The sequence below is a fragment of the Eionea flava genome, assembly GCF_055393785.1.
The window spans coordinates 2,582,837-2,598,137 of the sequence record NZ_AP036018.1 but is presented as its reverse complement, the minus strand read 5'-3'; the positions used below and the strand labels follow the sequence as shown (position 1 = coordinate 2,598,137).

Sequence of the window (15,301 nt, the reverse complement as noted above, 5' to 3'; positions counted from 1 at the left end):
GTAAACGTGAGGCAATACATCGTCGCCCCACTAAGCCATTTTATAGGCTGTAGTACATGTCGAACTCAACAGGGTGAGTGGTCATGTTGAGACGCTCAACTTCCTCTTTCTTTAATGCGATATAAGCATCGATCATGTCGTTATCGAATACACCGCCCGCGGTTAAAAAGTCGCGATCTTGATCTAATGCGTCAAGCGCTTCGCCTAGGCTTTCACAAACGGTAGGATATTGCGCAAGCTCTTCAGCAGGTAAGTCATAAAGGTCTTTATCGGCAGCGTCACCAGGGTGAATTTGGTTTTTGATTCCGTCAAGGCCTGCCATCAATAATGCAGAAAATGCCAAGTATGGGTTAGCTGTTGGGTCAGGGAAGCGAGTTTCCACACGTCTTGCCTTTGGTGACGTCACATAAGGAATACGGATAGATGCTGAACGGTTGCGAGCGGAATAAGCGAGGATAACCGGTGCTTCGAAACCAGGAACTAAACGCTTATACGAGTTGGTTGATGCATTACAAAATGCATTGAGCGCCTTGGCGTGTTTAATGATGCCGCCAATGTAATGCAGTGCCATGTCGCTCAGGCCAGAATATGCATCACCTGCAAATTGGTTAGTGCCGTCTTTTGAAAACGACATGTGTACGTGCATACCACTTCCGTTATCGCCAACAACAGGTTTTGGCATAAATGTCGCTGTTTTACCATAGGCGTGCGCCACATTATGTACGCAGTATTTAAGGATTTGCACTTCATCTGCTTTTTTGGTGAGCGTGTTTGCGCCGACACCGATTTCACATTGGCCGGCAGTTGCGACTTCGTGATGGTGTACTTCAATAGCAAGGCCCATTGCTTCCATAGCATTACACATAGCGCCACGTACTTCGTGTAGCGAATCAACCGGAGGTACAGGGAAGTAACCGCCTTTGACACCCGGGCGGTGGCCCATATTGCCAGCAGGTAAAGAAGCATCTGATGACCAAGCCGCTTCTTCTGAGTTGATTTTGTAGAATGAGCCTGACATATCAGTATTCCACTTCACATCGTCAAATACGAAGAACTCAGGTTCTGGGCCAAATAGAGCGGTATCACCTAAGCCTGTAGCGGTTAGATAGGCTTCTGCACGTTGTGCAATCGAGCGTGGGTCTCGGCTATAGCCTTCGCCCGTCGTTGGTTCAACAATACTGCAACGAATGATAACAGTCACTTCATCGGTAAATGGGTCAATGATGGCAGAGTCAGCATCGGGCATTAAAATCATGTCTGATTCATTGATACCTTTCCAGCCAGAAATTGAAGAGCCGTCGAACATTTTGCCTTCTTCAAAAAAATCATCATCGACATCCGAAGCAGGGATAGTGACGTGATGTTCTTTACCTTTAGTATCGGTAAAGCGTAGATCGACCCATCGAGCTTCGTTTTCTGCGATAAGATTAACCGTGGTGTCCGACATTGATATTTCCTCCAAATGGGGCTGTTAGTCTGTAAAAGTGTTTAATAAGATGGTGGACTTGTCGTATGCACCATCTTTAGTCATGCTTGATTAGCAATTAGAGTGCCAATTTTATATTTGCCTAAAAGCCCCGCTATCGCGAGCTTATTGGCATCAGTGTAGGCAATACGAATGTTTTTTGCACCAAAATAATGCAATTTCTGTCTTTATGTTTTATTTTGGTGCGAACGAATAGTTTTTGATAGTGGAAAGCCTGCCTGTTAGGAGGTGTCGTTGTGTAGAGCTCCCCATCGCCATTCAATTACAGTAATATGCGCGACCCTATGACTAGTCAACAAGACAAAGAGGTTGAATGATGGCCGTCTCAGAAGATGATATTGCAACGATAGAATCCTTGCTAGGGCGTGAGCCGCGAGGCCTAGAAGATGTTGCTGTGCGCGATAATAGTGGTGTGCCAGTCGTTATACGTGTCGCGCCTTTAGTTAATGATAAGCCATTTCCTACACTGTTTTGGCTAATAGATAAGCGTATTAATTATGCGATTGATCAGGTGGAAGCGCGCGGCTTAATTGCTGATTTACAAGCGACGGTTGATGGCCGTGCCGATTTGCAAATGGCGATGACCGAAGACCATCAGCGATACATTGCCTTGCGTCAGTCTTTCTTTTCTTCTGAGCAGCAGCAAGCGATTCAGCGTTTAGGCTATGAGTCGGTGCTTAACGAGCGGGGAATTGGCGGCATTGCTGACTTCCAGCGTATTCGTTGTTTACATACCTATTATGCAGCTCACCTTGTAACGCCTAATACGGTCGGCCAAATGTTAGATGATTATTGGCGCTCTAGAGAGATCACTTTTTCACACATGCCCTAGTTGAAACTGGCTGGTTAGTTGTACATGGTATGAAAGCTGGGTGTTGCTCGATATTTTTACTGTTTAGGGGGGGCTTATATTTATTCCTACCATTCTTATATGCGGTCTCACTGCTGCCCCATTAAAACTTTTCCTATTGTCAGGTAGGTTAGTATTTATCTGATTTCCAGCGTTTCAACTTAGCAGACAACTCAGTGCCAGACATGGATTCGTTGTTTATGGCTGTAGCACGCTGCGAGTACGTCCATGTAAGCTCTACATCAGCATTCATGCTGGTGAAGGCCACACCCATAAACAGCGAATCCATGTTTTAAAAGTTAACGGGGCTGCAGTGATGCTGTCTATTTACGTAGTGTCTAAGCGAACTCCCAAATTTTCGCTACACTTAAGAGGCGAGCCTGTTAGGTGGTAATAAAGTGAATTAGCGCCTGCAGGATACGTTTGAGAGCCCTTTGTGTATCCGACGAAAAGAGTGTGCTGTGAAAAAGAAACAAAAAAAGAATAGTGTGTTACTGCAAATTATCGGTCTAGTGATTATATTGCTATTGCTTGTTGCTATTTCTGCTGGCGTCACTTTGATGGCAACCGGGACGTTAGATGTGGAAACTATCGCTAAAAAACCCGGTAAGCCCGTTGGTGATATTGTTGACGCTGAAAAAATTTGCAATCAACAAATTCGAGAAAAATATGGCCGCCAACTTAGTTCTATCGCAAACAATGAGCGTTCTGGCCGTTATGATAAAAGCAGCGGTGATTTCAAATTGTTTTATCAATTAGATGTTTTTCGTGATGAAAGTCGCCGAACAGGCACTAGTGTTTTTTATGTCACTTGCTATATTGCCTCAGTGGATGGGTCGGTGTCTCAAATAGAGTTTTTAGAGCAGGGTGATGGTAAGTCAGAAGTGTCTAAAAGAGATGATACCAACTTTATTGGGTTGTGATTATTACGTTGCTCGCTTGCTGCGTGAGCAGATCGTTTTATGACGACTTGGAGACCAAAAAACAACCTATCGCAATCATTATAGTGCCGGCTATTTTGTAACTATTGATTGACTCATTGAGCAAGAGAATGCCTATGAATAATGTAAAAATAAAGCTAATGCCAACAAAAGGATAGGCGATCGACAGGTCAACTTTTGACAATACCCACAGCCATGCAATAACACTCACGGCATAAACAATGAGCCCTGATAATACAAAAGGTGAAATTAGCGCCTGAAATATGGAATAGATGCTACTCGTCAACTCAATATTTTCTTTGCTTAGCTTGTCCATCCCTAGTTTAAATAGTAGCTGTGCGAATGCAGAAAGTGAGACAGTGACGAGAATAACGGCGAGCTGAAAGTGAGTCATGTATCGTTGGCCTTGTCTCAAATACTAGAAATAAAAATAATAAATAATATTAGTGCGCCGGTAACCCAACTGCGACTATCTTTAATGGCGAACAGAATGGGATCTTCATCGACTTGACCTCTAGAGGCCATAATAATGATACGGATAATCCAATAGGCAAATAGTGGGCATATCAGCCAAAGAGCATAAGGTTCACTATATAGCGCAACAGTTTCAGGGCTGTTGATATACATTGCAAATACCAGTACCGATAGCATCCCAGCTGCTGTGGCCAAACTCATAAGTACTTGCAAATCGCCGATATAATAGCCTCTCCCACTCAGCTTGGTGTCTTCAGTGTAGCGCTCTTGGTTATTAATTATTTCTGAAAGTCGTTTTATGATTGCTAGGCATAAAAAGATAAACATGGAGAATGCAAGGAGCCAAAAAGACGGGACGACTTCGACAGCCGCTGCGCCTGCAATAATGCGCAGCGTAAATAGTCCGGCCAACACAGTAATATCCATCGATTGCAGTCGTTTAAGTTTAAAGCTATAAGCCAGTGTAATGGCGGTATATAACAGTAAGGCATTTAAAAACCATGTGTTAACTTGAGTCGCAACGAGTAGTGACCCTCCGAGCATAAAGCTAGCGAGAAAAATTCCCTGCGGGATAGATATTTCACCTGCTGCCATAGGTCTATAACGTTTCTTGATATTTTTTCTATCAGACTTAAGGTCGGATAAATCGTTAATAATGTAAGTTGCCGAGGCGCAAAGTCCAAAGGCGATAAAAGCGAGTGCGGCAAGAGCTAATAGCCTAGGGTCCGATAATTGATGTGACGTGACTAAAGGAACAAAAATTAAACTGTTTTTGACCCACTGATGAATGCGGATCTGTTTTAAAAATGAGCGAAGAGATAGGTTGCTGTGGTTAATAATCGAATGTTCGATGGCACACTCTTTAGCGGCTTGTTGGTGTAATTTTTCTTTTCGATTAATAACGATGGCACTGCTTGAATGGCGCCATACGATAAGATCCTTGGCTTCATTACCGACGTAGCTGAATCCTTTTTCTCCGTATTTATCGATTAAAAATGTCGCCTTTTTTTCACCGGTTAAATTAATATTCGCTGTTGTTCCAAAGCATGCGGTAAAAAAATCAAAGCGTTCGGCTACCTGTGTAGCTAAGGCATGCCACGAGCCGGTACAAAGTACGATTTCTCTACCTTGGCTATATTGTGCTTCTAGGTAGGTGATGAGTTCATGATTCCAAGGTAGGTGCTCGGTATCTAACTGAACATGGTTATGTAAACACTCTTTGAGATAGGCTTTTCCTTTTGATAGCCAAAAGGGTAGGCAAAGGATTAGCCATGGCTTCGTGAACAGTAATTGAATAATGCTTTCATGGAGTAAGTCGGTGCTAATTAAACTGCCGTCAAGGTCAACGGCGAGCACGCAGTTATTCACTGGTTGAGTCATTAGCTACTCCCTTGGCCCATTTGGAATTGATGTAGTGGCCAGCATAAACGGCAAATGCCGTTACCATCGGAATAATGGGAATATGATACCTGTCTTGAGAAACAATAATGGCATGAATGCCTGCAGAGCTTGCCCATAACAAAATGAAAGGGTGGAACGCGGTATGCCAAAAGCCTTGTTGGATAATCATGATGATGATACCCGCAAGTGCTGCCAACAAAATTATGCTCCAATACGATTGAGCCACCAATTTTAAAGGCATGAGCGCCCAATCACCTAAGGCTTGCTGAATACCTTTTTCATTCCAGCCTACGCCAATGGTTTCACGTAAATGAAATTGAAAAAACTTTTTGATAGTGCGAGTGATAAAGGTTACGGGTTCTGCTTTGATATGATCGATAGCTTCTTGCTTGAGTGTCTGGTTGCGTGTGTATTCATCCACATCGGCAAAGCGTTCAGGTACTGGGGCATAACTACCGTCGGTGCCAGGATGATTGCCCATCCATAGTGTGACCCCGCCATTCGTCGACATCGGCACAAAAGCATTATAAAGCTCGTAATTTCTATGAGCCCACGGTGATACAAGTAGAGCCAGCATAATCAGTGATAACAGTGAACGAGGCAGCCAAATGCGAATGGATGTGCCTTGTATGCATAGGTAGAACGCTGCAATAAATAGCGTCACGATAGCAAGAGGGCGTATGTAGTAAGCGATCGCAAATAATATGCCTGATGATAAGCCTAGTTTTATGATGTTGGGTGATGGCGTTGTTAGCAGGTAAAACGCACCCATTAATACTGCCATGTAAGGTAACTCACTTGCCAGCACGGTGGTATAGAAGATGAGCGTTGGCCATAACGCGATTAACAGTGCGCTGACTAATCCGATACTGGGGTGTGAGAAAAAGCGATCGCAAAGAGCGCGTGTCAGTACAATAATAGCTAATGTGCAACCAATGTTGACGATGATTATGGGTAAATAATTATGTCCAAACAACATATATAGCAAGCTATAAATAGCGGAGGTGCCTACTGGCCAAAAGGCGGTAGGGCGCTCAGGTGTCCATCCGTAAGTACCGTGCTGCCAAATGTTAAGTGCAAACGTATCGTAGGCTGCGCTGTCTGACATGGGAATAACAGGAACTAATAATGCCCATGCAATACGTAGACCCACCGCCAAGACACAGATATGGGTGATAGACAGTTGCTGAAAGATGGAGTGATGGTTTGTCATATTCTAGATGTCGGTGGGTTGCTAGCGCGTGTGGCATTATTTATTGCTTTTCGAAAGACTAATCAAATTATGGTGTGTGCCATAGGCTTAGTCAAATCAATGCATGATTAATCAATGGTTTGTCTTACCGTGGCTTGCCGCTATAACAGAGCGTTTTATCAGATTTGCGCTAAATTTAGGCCGATACTGGCGTGCTCAACTAATCACCGGTATACTCCGCGCCTTTATTTGTCATTTCAAAGACTACCTAACATGGCATAGAGATCATCTAACGCCTATATAACCCTACCTGAGAATTATCCAGTGATTGAAAAACTCCGTAATATCGCCATTATCGCGCACGTCGATCATGGTAAAACCACCCTTGTTGATAAATTGTTAAGCCAGTCGGGCACGCTTGAGCGCAAAGACCAAGATTCCGAACGCGTAATGGACTCGAACGACCAAGAAAAAGAGCGCGGCATTACTATTCTGGCAAAAAATACAGCGATTGAATGGAATGACTATCACATTAACATCGTGGATACCCCTGGACACGCCGACTTCGGTGGTGAGGTAGAGCGTGTGCTATCGATGGTTGATTCTGTGTTGTTGCTGGTTGATGCTGTTGATGGCCCAATGCCTCAAACGCGTTTCGTGACCTCGAAAGCCTTCGAACAAGGTTTAAAGCCTATTGTTGTGATTAACAAAGTTGACCGCCCGGGTGCACGTCCTGATTGGGTGGTTGATCAAGTATTCGATTTGTTTGATCGTCTAGGTGCAACCGATGAGCAACTCGACTTCCCTATTATTTATGCATCAGCATTAAATGGCATCGCGGGCTTAGATGCCGATGAGTTAGCCGATGATATGACGCCGCTCTTTCAAATGATCACTGAAAAAGTGCCAACGCCAGATGTTGACCCTGAGGGTGAGTTCCAAATGCAAATTTCTGCACTCGATTACGACAGCTATGTTGGCGTTATCGGTGTCGGTCGCATTACTCGCGGTAAATTAAAAGCCAATCAGCAAGTGATTATTAAGCAAGCGAGTGGTGATGAGCGTAAAGGCAAAGTGCTTAACGTGAAGGGTTACTTAGGTCTTGACCGTGTCGATGTTGAACAAGCCAAAGCTGGTGATATTGTTTGTATTAACGGTATTGACGGCCTAAGTATTTCAGATACCTTGTGTGATCCTGATCGCGTTGAAGCATTGCCGGCGCTATCGGTTGATGAGCCAACAGTAAGTATGACTTTTAGTGTGAACGATTCACCTTTTGCCGGTTTAGAAGGCAAGTACGTGACGTCACGCAATATTAAAGAGCGTCTAGATCAAGAGTTAATTCACAATGTTGCCTTACGCGTTGAGCAGGGTGAGACGGCGGATAAATTTAAAGTATCCGGCCGTGGTGAATTGCATTTGTCAGTATTGATCGAAACCATGCGTCGTGAAGGTTTTGAAATTGGTGTTTCTCGTCCAGAAGTAGTGCAGCGAGAAGTTGACGGTGTGATTCAGGAGCCGTTTGAAAGCGTGGTTATTGATGTTGAAGACGAGCATCAGGGATCAATCATGGAAGAGTTAGGCTTGCGTAAGGGCGAGCTGACAAATATGGAACCTGACGGCAAAGGCCGCACTAAACTTGAGTTTGTTGTGCCTTCTCGTGGTTTGATTGGTTTCCGTGGCTTATTCCTTACTTTAACGTCTGGCTCTGGCATCATGACCAGTGTTTTCGATCACTATGGCCCAGTTAAGGACGGTGATGTTACCAGTCGCCAGAATGGTGTGATGGTGTCTATGGTCAAAGGTAAGACAGCGGCTTATTCATTGTTCAACCTGCAAAGCCGTGGTCGTTTATTTTTAGGTCATGCAGTTGATGTGTACGAAGGCCAAATTATTGGCTTGCACGCCCGCGATAATGATTTGGCTGTTAACCCTAGCAAAGGTAAGCAGCTGACTAATGTACGTGCGTCGGGTACCGATGAAGCATTAACATTGTCGCCGCCAGTAAAGCATACACTAGAGCAGGCTTTGGAGTTTATTGAAGACGACGAGCTTGTCGAAGTAACGCCAGAAAGTATTCGTTTACGAAAAAAACTACTGACCGAAAACGAACGTAAGCGCGCGAAGAAATAACCATTTATCCGCACTTTTTTATACGTTTTTAGTTCTTAAAAATACCGAGCATTGTCTCGGTATTTTTTTACCTTTCATCATGCTTATCCTCTTAAAACTAGTAGGGCAGCCGTGACTTTTTATGATTGGGTATACTTGAAACAATCTGTTGTATGGTCGTTAACCATTCCAGAAGATTGCATAAATGCATAGCAAATAGTTGGTCCAACAAACGAGAATCCCGCTTTTTTTAAGGCCTTACTCATTGCTTCAGACTCGGGTGTAGAGGTGGGGATATCTGCTAATGTTTCCCATGCGTTCTTTATCACCGTGTGGTCAGTAAATTGCCATAAAAATTCTGAAAAGCTTATTCCGCTTTCTTTAATCGCCAAATAAGCGCGAGCATTTTTGCTAAAGGCGTGAACTTTTAGTTTGTTGCGAATAATGCCGGCGTTTTGCAATAAAGCATCGTATTTTTCTTGTGTATAAGATTCCATTTTTTTTGCATCAAAATTGTCAAACGCTTCACGGTAATTTTCACGTTTTTTTAAAATGGTTATCCAAGATAGTCCCGCTTGAGCCCCTTCTAGCAATAATAATTCAAAAAGTTCTTGATCATCTTTTTTAGGAATACCCCACTCATTGTCGTGATATTCAACATAAAGAGGGTCGGTACCGCACCAAGAGCATCGCTGTTGTGGATTCATATTGTTTGGCCTTTAATTTACTATCTCGCCATTGAGATTGTAGAGGCTTAGCTCTATGGTTAGCAACATCATTAGTAGAAGATAAATTAGAGGTCATTATGAGTATGACGCACAAAACGCCAACCCTTTACTATATTCACGATCCGATGTGCAGTTGGTGCTGGGGATTTCGTCCAGTATGGGAGAGTATTCGCCAAGGGGTGACGGAACAGTTTCCGCAGTTAGCGGTGGAATATATTGTGGGTGGCTTGGCGCCTGATTCTGATGTGCCAATGCCGGCGGAGATGCAGGCGACATTGGAGGCCACTTGGGCTCATATCCAACGAGTAATTCCAAATACGGCGTTCAATTATGAGTTTTGGCGTATTTGTTCGCCGCGTCGCTCAACATACCCTGCTTGTCGTGCGGTACTCGCCGCGAAACAAGAAAGCCCGGGCGCGGAAGAGGCGATGATACTAGCTATTCAGCAGGCTTATTATTTTCATTCTAGAAACCCGTCAGATGCCGATACCTTGATACATTGTGCGCAGCAAGTAGGCTTGGATTGTAATGAGTTTGAAAAAGCGCTGATAAGCGAAGAGATTGAGGGCATGTTACAGTCGCACCTTTTGCATTACCGTCAACTGTCTGAGCGCTCAGGGGCTTCTGGTTTCCCGAGTCTTGTATTGGCCTATCAAGGCAGCAGCATCGATGTTATAGAATATCTCAATATTAGCATTGATTATAATGATCCTGATGTGAGTTTACGGATCATAACAGCATGTTTGCATGCCTCGGATGTGCAAAAAATATAGCCGCTTCGTCTGTAATATCCTGAAAAGACAAGCTAGAATAAACCCATAAATTAATTTGATAATCAAAGGTACAAACGCAATGAGTGAAGTCCGTAGCGAATTAAAATATTTACCCTCTCATGAATGGGCGCGTGTAGAAGAAGATGGCACTGTGACTGTGGGTATTTCTGATAATGCGCAGTCAAGCTTGGGTGACGTAGTCTATGTAGAAGCACCTGAAGTTGGCTCAGATGTGTCAGCGGGTGATCAGGCAGGTGTTGTTGAGTCAGTGAAGGCGGCATCAGATATTTATTCGCCTGTCTCTGGTCAGGTGATTGCTGTTAATGAGCAGCTAGAAGATGAGCCTGAGACGGTGAATAGCTCTCCCTACGATGATGGCTGGTTTTTCAAAGTTCAGCCAAGCAGTTTGGATGAACTAGCCGATGCATTAGATGCTGATGCTTACGCGGCAAGCGTTGAAGATTAAATAATAAACGTGGCTATTTGACCCGTTACAAGATGAGCGGGTCGTTCTTATTCTTATTTTCTGTTTCGTAGGCTGATAATTGGCCAATGCTTTTCTTTGGCTAAGCACCTCAAGTTGTCATCGGGATCAACCGCAATGGCGGTGTCGACATAATCCAGTAGTGGCGCGTCATTGATAGAATCACTATAAAATGTTGTATGTTCAAAGACACGTTGAGATAGCGATTCTTGCTGAGTCAGCCAATGCTGTAGTCGAGTTATTTTTCCCTCTTGGAAACAAGGCGTACCACTGATTTTTCCAGTGAACTGGTTATTAACCACCTCTGGGTCTGTCGCCAAAATATGATTAATTCCCATGCTTTCCACAATCGGTGCGGCAATAAAGTGGTTGGTGGCCGTAATGACGAGTAATTCGTCGTTATTTTTTTTATGAGAGGCTATGAGTTCATCCGCCTTTTGTTGACGTAACGGCTTGATAACGGATTCCATAAACATGTGTTGTAGTTGTTGTCGTTTTTCTGGCGGCATGATTTTTAATGGTTCAAGTACGAAGGCTTGATACGCGAAGATATCGAGTGTTTTACTTTGGTATTGCTGATAAAACTCGTCGTTTTTCTGTTGATAGTATGCTGCGTCAACAACCCCCTCATCAACTAAAAAATTCCCCCAAGCATAGTCACTATCTCCGGCGAGTAGTGTGTGGTCTAGGTCAAAAATAGCGAGCTTCATAAATATCCTATTGTGAGCTATGTCACTTTTGGTGAAGAGATTGGTGAAAAATGCGAACGAGAGTCAATTATGGGTATGCTTTAGCGGCAATCTTAATGTGAAACTGTGGTACAGTAAAGCCATTGATAGAATGATGAGTTAATTATAATTCTTTGATTCATAAGAGATTATACGTTTTTTGATTGCTAAGGAATGGTCATCAAATCTGTTGTTAGAGGAAAGATATGATTGACGAAAATGGATATCGCGCCAATGTAGGCATTATTATTAGTAATCACCAAGGCCAAGTTCTGTGGGCGCGTAGAGTGGGTGGTGCGAATGCGTGGCAGTTTCCTCAGGGTGGCATTGATGAGGGTGAAACACCCGAACAAGCAATGTATCGTGAGTTACATGAAGAGGTGGGTTTGCTGCCCGCTCAAGTTCGTATAGTAGCATCAACCTCGGGTTGGTTAACGTATGACTTGCCGAAGCAGTTTGTGCGTGAACATCAGCTCCCTCTTTGTATAGGGCAGAAGCAAAAGTGGTACTTGCTTGAATTACTAGAAAGCGATAGTGCTATATCGTTGACTAGCACGAATACAATAGAGTTTGATCACTGGGAGTGGGTAAGTTATTGGTATCCGCTGAATCAAGTGATCGACTTTAAGCGAAATGTATACCAGCGGGCTTTGAAAGAGCTGGCTCCTGCACATAGCCATCTTGAGGTGGCGTATGAAAATACTGCGCATGAGCCGCAATAATAAGAGTGATAAGAATAAAGCGACCCGATAATTACACATGTTAGATTCTCTACGAGCCATTACTCAAGAAGTCAATTCCGCGCCTAGCCTACACATGGCGATGGAAATTATTGTGCAGCGCATTCGTACTACCATGCATACGCAGGTGTGCTCAATTTATCTACGTGATGCGCAAAATGACTTTGTACTTCGTGCAACCGAAGGACTTTTGCAAGAGTCGGTAGGCTTTGTGAAAATGAGCCTGAATGAAGGGCTGGTCGGTTATGTTGCCAAGCGTGGAGAACCGATCAACTTAGAAAATGCTGAAGGGCATTCTAAGTATGTTTATTTTCCTGAAACCGGCGAAGAGCGTTTTACCTCATTTCTCGGCGTGCCTATTGTTCATCAGAGAGAAGTCCTTGGAGTACTGACTGTTCAACAGTCTCATCGTCGTCGCTTCGATGATAATGAAGAGCGTTTCTCGTCACGCTATCCGCACAATTGTCCGGCATTATCGCCCATACAGAAGCCATTTATGGCGCTGCAGAAATTGATGAAACCGATTGTGATCTGCGCTTTAAAGGCGTCGCCGGTTCGCCGGGTATTGCGATTGGTACGGCTGTCGTTTTATCACCTCAGTCAGATTTGAGCAGTGTTGCTTATCAGCTATGTGCCAATGTTGATAAAGAGCTGGCTTTTTTCGATACATCACTCAGCTCTGTGCGAGATGATATTAAAGCTTTAGGCAAAAAACTCAGTCACCGCTTGAGTGCAGAAGAGCGTGGTCTTTTCGATGCGTATTTAGCCATGCTAGACGATAAGTCGTTGGGGCGTGAAGTCACCGATGCGATTAAAAAGGGAGTGGTTGCCCCCTATGCGTGGAGCCGGGTTATTTTGCAGCACGCCAATACTTTTGCCAGTATGCATGATCCTTATTTGCGTGAGCGCGCCGCGGATGTGCGGGATTTAGGCAGTCGTGTTCTTGGGTACTTACAGCAGCAATCGTCGACTCAAGAAAAAATCTATCCTGAAAACACCATCTTGATTGGCGACGAACTGACAGCGTCTATCTTGGGTGAAGTGCCTAAAGATAAGCTGCTAGGTTTGGTATCGGTTAAAGGTTCTAGTAGCTCGCATGTTGCCATATTGGCGCGTGCAATGGGTATTCCTACTGTGATGGGCGCTGTTGATTTGCCTTTTACTCAGCTCGACGGCAAAGTGGCTATTGTTGATGGGTACCGGGGAAATACTTATTTTAACCCTAGCGATGAAGTGCTGAGAGAATTTACCGCGCTTATTCATGAAGACCAAGAAATTTCTAAACACTATGAGTCTTTGCGCGATCTACCGGCTGAAACACAAGATCATCACCGTGTACCTCTTTGGGTAAACACCGGCTTAATGGCTGATGTTATGCGTTCTATCGAGCGTGGTGCCGAAGGGGTCGGCTTGTATCGTACAGAAGTTCCCTTTTTGTTGCGTGACCGCTTTCCTACCGAAGAAGATCAGCGAAAAATATACCGAGAGCAGCTCGCAGCTTTTGCGCCTCACCCAGTGACCATGCGTACCTTAGATGTTGGGGGTGATAAGGCGCTTAATTATTTTCCTATCGACGAGGCCAACCCTTTTCTAGGGTGGCGTGGCATTCGAGTGACGTTGGATCACCCTGAGATATTTATGGCGCAAGTGCGTGCAATGATGCGCGCTTCTCAAGGCTTAGATAACCTTCGCATTATGTTGCCGATGATTAGCCATATATCTGAACTTGAGGCATCGCAGCAGTTGATTCATCGGGCACATAGCGAGTTGCTCGAAGAAGGGTTTAGTGTCAAATTACCACCTATTGGCGTCATGATCGAGGTGCCAGCAGCGGTGTATCAAGCAAAAGAGCTTGCTGCACGAGCTGATTTTTTGTCAGTAGGTAGCAACGACTTAACTCAGTATCTATTGGCCGTCGATCGTAATAACCCTCGAGTTGCTGGTTTGTATAACGCTTATCATCCCGCGGTTTTGCGTGCTTTACAGTCGGTTGTTACGGCTGCTCATAGCGAAGGTACACCAGTGAGTATTTGTGGTGAAATGGCCGGTGACCCAGGGGCTTCGATGCTACTGATGGCCATGGGTTACGATGTGTTGTCGATGAACTCCACTAATTTACCGCGTGTTAAATCAGTGCTTAGAGCGACCAGTTTAGAGCAAGCTGAGGCCTTGTTGGCGAGTGTGATGAAGCTAACCGATGCGGAAACGGTAGCGCAGTATGTTGATATTGCACTCAAGAAAATTGGTATTCGTGATCGTCCCCAAGGTCTTCAGCCAACGCATTAGTCGGGTGTAAGTGGCCATTCTTGATAGTTATAGTCTTGGGTGTTGGGTATGAGCTTGCTAACATCAAGGCGGTAGCTCTTTTCACTAAACGCGATGGTGTTGTGCTGAATGGATAATGCTGTTGACGTTCTCGTGCCGTAATCCGGTAGTGTAATAAAGGCCGCCGATAGCGCTTTTTCGCGCTCGTAACTCACGCCAGTTTTTGGCAATTCATCATCGTTGGCCATTTTAGTATCTTCTAAAAATGTGCGTAGCATGCCATGGCGTTGTTCGGTATTTGCCTCGCTGAATGTCGCTTGTTTTTGTAGGTCATCAATAAAGTGCTTACCCGCAGTGACTTTTGGCCAAGGGCTGTCGAGTAAGTGATTGCTAAGGCCGTAGGTCCCTGCTTGTAAGCGTTGAGGCTCGCCACCTCGGTTGCTGAAGTACCAAAGCTCATCTTGTGTTTGATTCTGTTGTTCGCCTAATTGCCCAAGCAATAAATTAAAGCCACAGTAACGAGATTGTGAGGATGCGATAGCATTGAGGTAGTCCTCTGGACGGCAGTCGCTTTCTAAAAACTCCCGTGTTAAATCACCTCGAGAGAGTGGATTATTAACCGTCACCGAGGGTTCACGTACATTCGTTATAGCGGCAAATCGCCCTTTTGTAGTAATGCCTAACCATGTGCCTTGTGCAACAAGATCACGCCCTGCGAATACCTGAGGAGAGTCTTCCCAATAAGTGGCTGGCGCTGTAGGCCGGACAAAAAACTCATCCCTATTTGCAGCTAACAACAATGGCATTGCTGAATGCGGTTGATAAGAAAAAACAATAAGACACATAAAAATCCAGGCTTGTTGATGGTGATGGTATTCAGGAAGGTCGAGAATATAGGTCAACTTCGATAACGGAGCAATCACGAAGTTCCGCAATGAGTACCTTAATAAGGAAATAACTATTGGAGTGTAAGAATATAACGTCTAAGAAGGCTTATCGGTATGCAGAGAGGCCTGCAATATGAGGTATGCGATAGAGCTATTCTCTATGGTATGATGCCAAAATTCATTGATTTTATATTTTCTTGCTCGTTTAATATCGTAACGTAGCGGGAAAACTCATCGGCT

General features: G+C 44.4%; 14 protein-coding genes and 1 pseudogene. 7 read left to right on the top strand and 8 right to left on the bottom strand.

Annotated elements, in window-relative coordinates; translation table 11 throughout:
- Positions 1–40: 40 nt before the first annotated feature.
- Positions 41–1,447 carry a glutamate--ammonia ligase gene (gene glnA / locus ACZ5O6_RS11240; RefSeq protein WP_447091464.1) on the bottom strand — a complete coding sequence of 469 codons (1,407 nt, stop codon included), beginning with the start codon at positions 1,445–1,447 and terminating at the stop codon, positions 41–43.
- Positions 1,448–1,799: 352 nt separating this feature from the next.
- Between glnA and ACZ5O6_RS11235 the strand changes: the two genes are divergently transcribed.
- Positions 1,800–2,318: a DUF501 domain-containing protein gene (locus ACZ5O6_RS11235; RefSeq protein WP_447091465.1), complete on the top strand. Its 519-nt coding sequence runs from the start codon at positions 1,800–1,802 to the stop codon at positions 2,316–2,318.
- A 148-nt stretch (positions 2,319–2,466) separates the two neighbouring features.
- On the opposite strand, the gene ACZ5O6_RS11230 is transcribed toward ACZ5O6_RS11235, so the two are convergent.
- Positions 2,467–2,625, bottom strand: a complete 159-nt coding sequence (locus ACZ5O6_RS11230; protein WP_447091466.1) for a hypothetical protein — start codon at positions 2,623–2,625, stop codon at positions 2,467–2,469.
- 172 nt (positions 2,626–2,797) lie between these two features.
- Between ACZ5O6_RS11230 and ACZ5O6_RS11225 the strand changes: the two genes are divergently transcribed.
- The gene (locus ACZ5O6_RS11225) at positions 2,798–3,259 is read left to right on the top strand and encodes a hypothetical protein (protein WP_447091467.1); all 462 of its coding nucleotides are present in this window, start codon (positions 2,798–2,800) and stop codon (positions 3,257–3,259) included.
- A gap of 37 nt (positions 3,260–3,296) precedes the next feature.
- Here the strand turns inward: ACZ5O6_RS11225 and ACZ5O6_RS11220 are convergent, their stop codons facing one another.
- From ACZ5O6_RS11220 to ACZ5O6_RS11210, 3 genes are read right to left on the bottom strand one after another with little or no spacing between them, the layout of a single operon-like run.
- A complete protein-coding gene (locus tag ACZ5O6_RS11220; RefSeq protein ID WP_447091468.1) occupies positions 3,297–3,671 on the bottom strand; it encodes an EamA family transporter in 375 nt (124 codons plus the stop codon).
- A gap of 17 nt (positions 3,672–3,688) precedes the next feature.
- Positions 3,689–5,131 (bottom strand): UbiA family prenyltransferase, encoded by a 1,443-nt coding sequence (locus ACZ5O6_RS11215; RefSeq protein WP_447091469.1) that lies wholly within the window; start codon positions 5,129–5,131, stop codon positions 3,689–3,691.
- A complete protein-coding gene (locus ACZ5O6_RS11210; protein ID WP_447091470.1) occupies positions 5,112–6,365 on the bottom strand; it encodes a glycosyltransferase family 39 protein in 1,254 nt (417 codons plus the stop codon). Before ACZ5O6_RS11210 ends, ACZ5O6_RS11215 begins: the two co-directional genes overlap by 20 nt.
- A 303-nt stretch (positions 6,366–6,668) precedes the next feature.
- Here ACZ5O6_RS11210 and typA point away from each other — a divergent pair, with 303 nt between their 5' ends.
- The gene (gene typA / locus ACZ5O6_RS11205) at positions 6,669–8,477 is read left to right on the top strand and encodes a translational GTPase TypA (RefSeq protein ID WP_447091471.1); all 1,809 of its coding nucleotides are present in this window, start codon (positions 6,669–6,671) and stop codon (positions 8,475–8,477) included.
- A gap of 119 nt (positions 8,478–8,596) precedes the next feature.
- On the opposite strand, the gene ACZ5O6_RS11200 is transcribed toward typA, so the two are convergent.
- A complete protein-coding gene (locus ACZ5O6_RS11200) occupies positions 8,597–9,163 on the bottom strand; it encodes a DNA-3-methyladenine glycosylase I (protein WP_447091472.1) in 567 nt (188 codons plus the stop codon).
- A 98-nt stretch (positions 9,164–9,261) separates the two neighbouring features.
- Between ACZ5O6_RS11200 and ACZ5O6_RS11195 the strand changes: the two genes are divergently transcribed.
- Both ACZ5O6_RS11195 and gcvH read left to right on the top strand, forming a co-directional pair.
- Positions 9,262–9,957 (top strand): DsbA family protein, encoded by a 696-nt coding sequence (locus ACZ5O6_RS11195; protein WP_447091473.1) that lies wholly within the window; start codon positions 9,262–9,264, stop codon positions 9,955–9,957.
- Positions 9,958–10,036: 79 nt separating this feature from the next.
- The gene (gene gcvH, locus ACZ5O6_RS11190; RefSeq protein ID WP_447091474.1) at positions 10,037–10,423 is read left to right on the top strand and encodes a glycine cleavage system protein GcvH; all 387 of its coding nucleotides are present in this window, start codon (positions 10,037–10,039) and stop codon (positions 10,421–10,423) included.
- A gap of 53 nt (positions 10,424–10,476) precedes the next feature.
- Here gcvH and ACZ5O6_RS11185 read toward each other — a convergent pair whose 3' ends face one another.
- Entirely contained in the window at positions 10,477–11,151 is a 675-nt protein-coding gene (locus ACZ5O6_RS11185) for a histidinol-phosphatase (RefSeq protein WP_447091475.1), read from the bottom strand.
- Positions 11,152–11,375: 224 nt separating this feature from the next.
- Here ACZ5O6_RS11185 and ACZ5O6_RS11180 point away from each other — a divergent pair, with 224 nt between their 5' ends.
- Both ACZ5O6_RS11180 and ptsP read left to right on the top strand, forming a co-directional pair.
- Positions 11,376–11,891 (top strand): RNA pyrophosphohydrolase, encoded by a 516-nt coding sequence (locus tag ACZ5O6_RS11180; protein ID WP_447091476.1) that lies wholly within the window; start codon positions 11,376–11,378, stop codon positions 11,889–11,891.
- A 37-nt stretch (positions 11,892–11,928) separates the two neighbouring features.
- Positions 11,929–14,195 (top strand): annotated as a pseudogene (ptsP, locus tag ACZ5O6_RS11175) (phosphoenolpyruvate--protein phosphotransferase).
- Here the strand turns inward: ptsP and ACZ5O6_RS11170 are convergent.
- Positions 14,192–15,097, bottom strand: a complete 906-nt coding sequence (locus tag ACZ5O6_RS11170; RefSeq protein ID WP_447091478.1) for an NRDE family protein — start codon at positions 15,095–15,097, stop codon at positions 14,192–14,194. The pseudogene ptsP and the gene ACZ5O6_RS11170 sit on opposite strands and share 4 nt — an antisense overlap.
- Positions 15,098–15,301 lie beyond the last annotated feature (204 nt).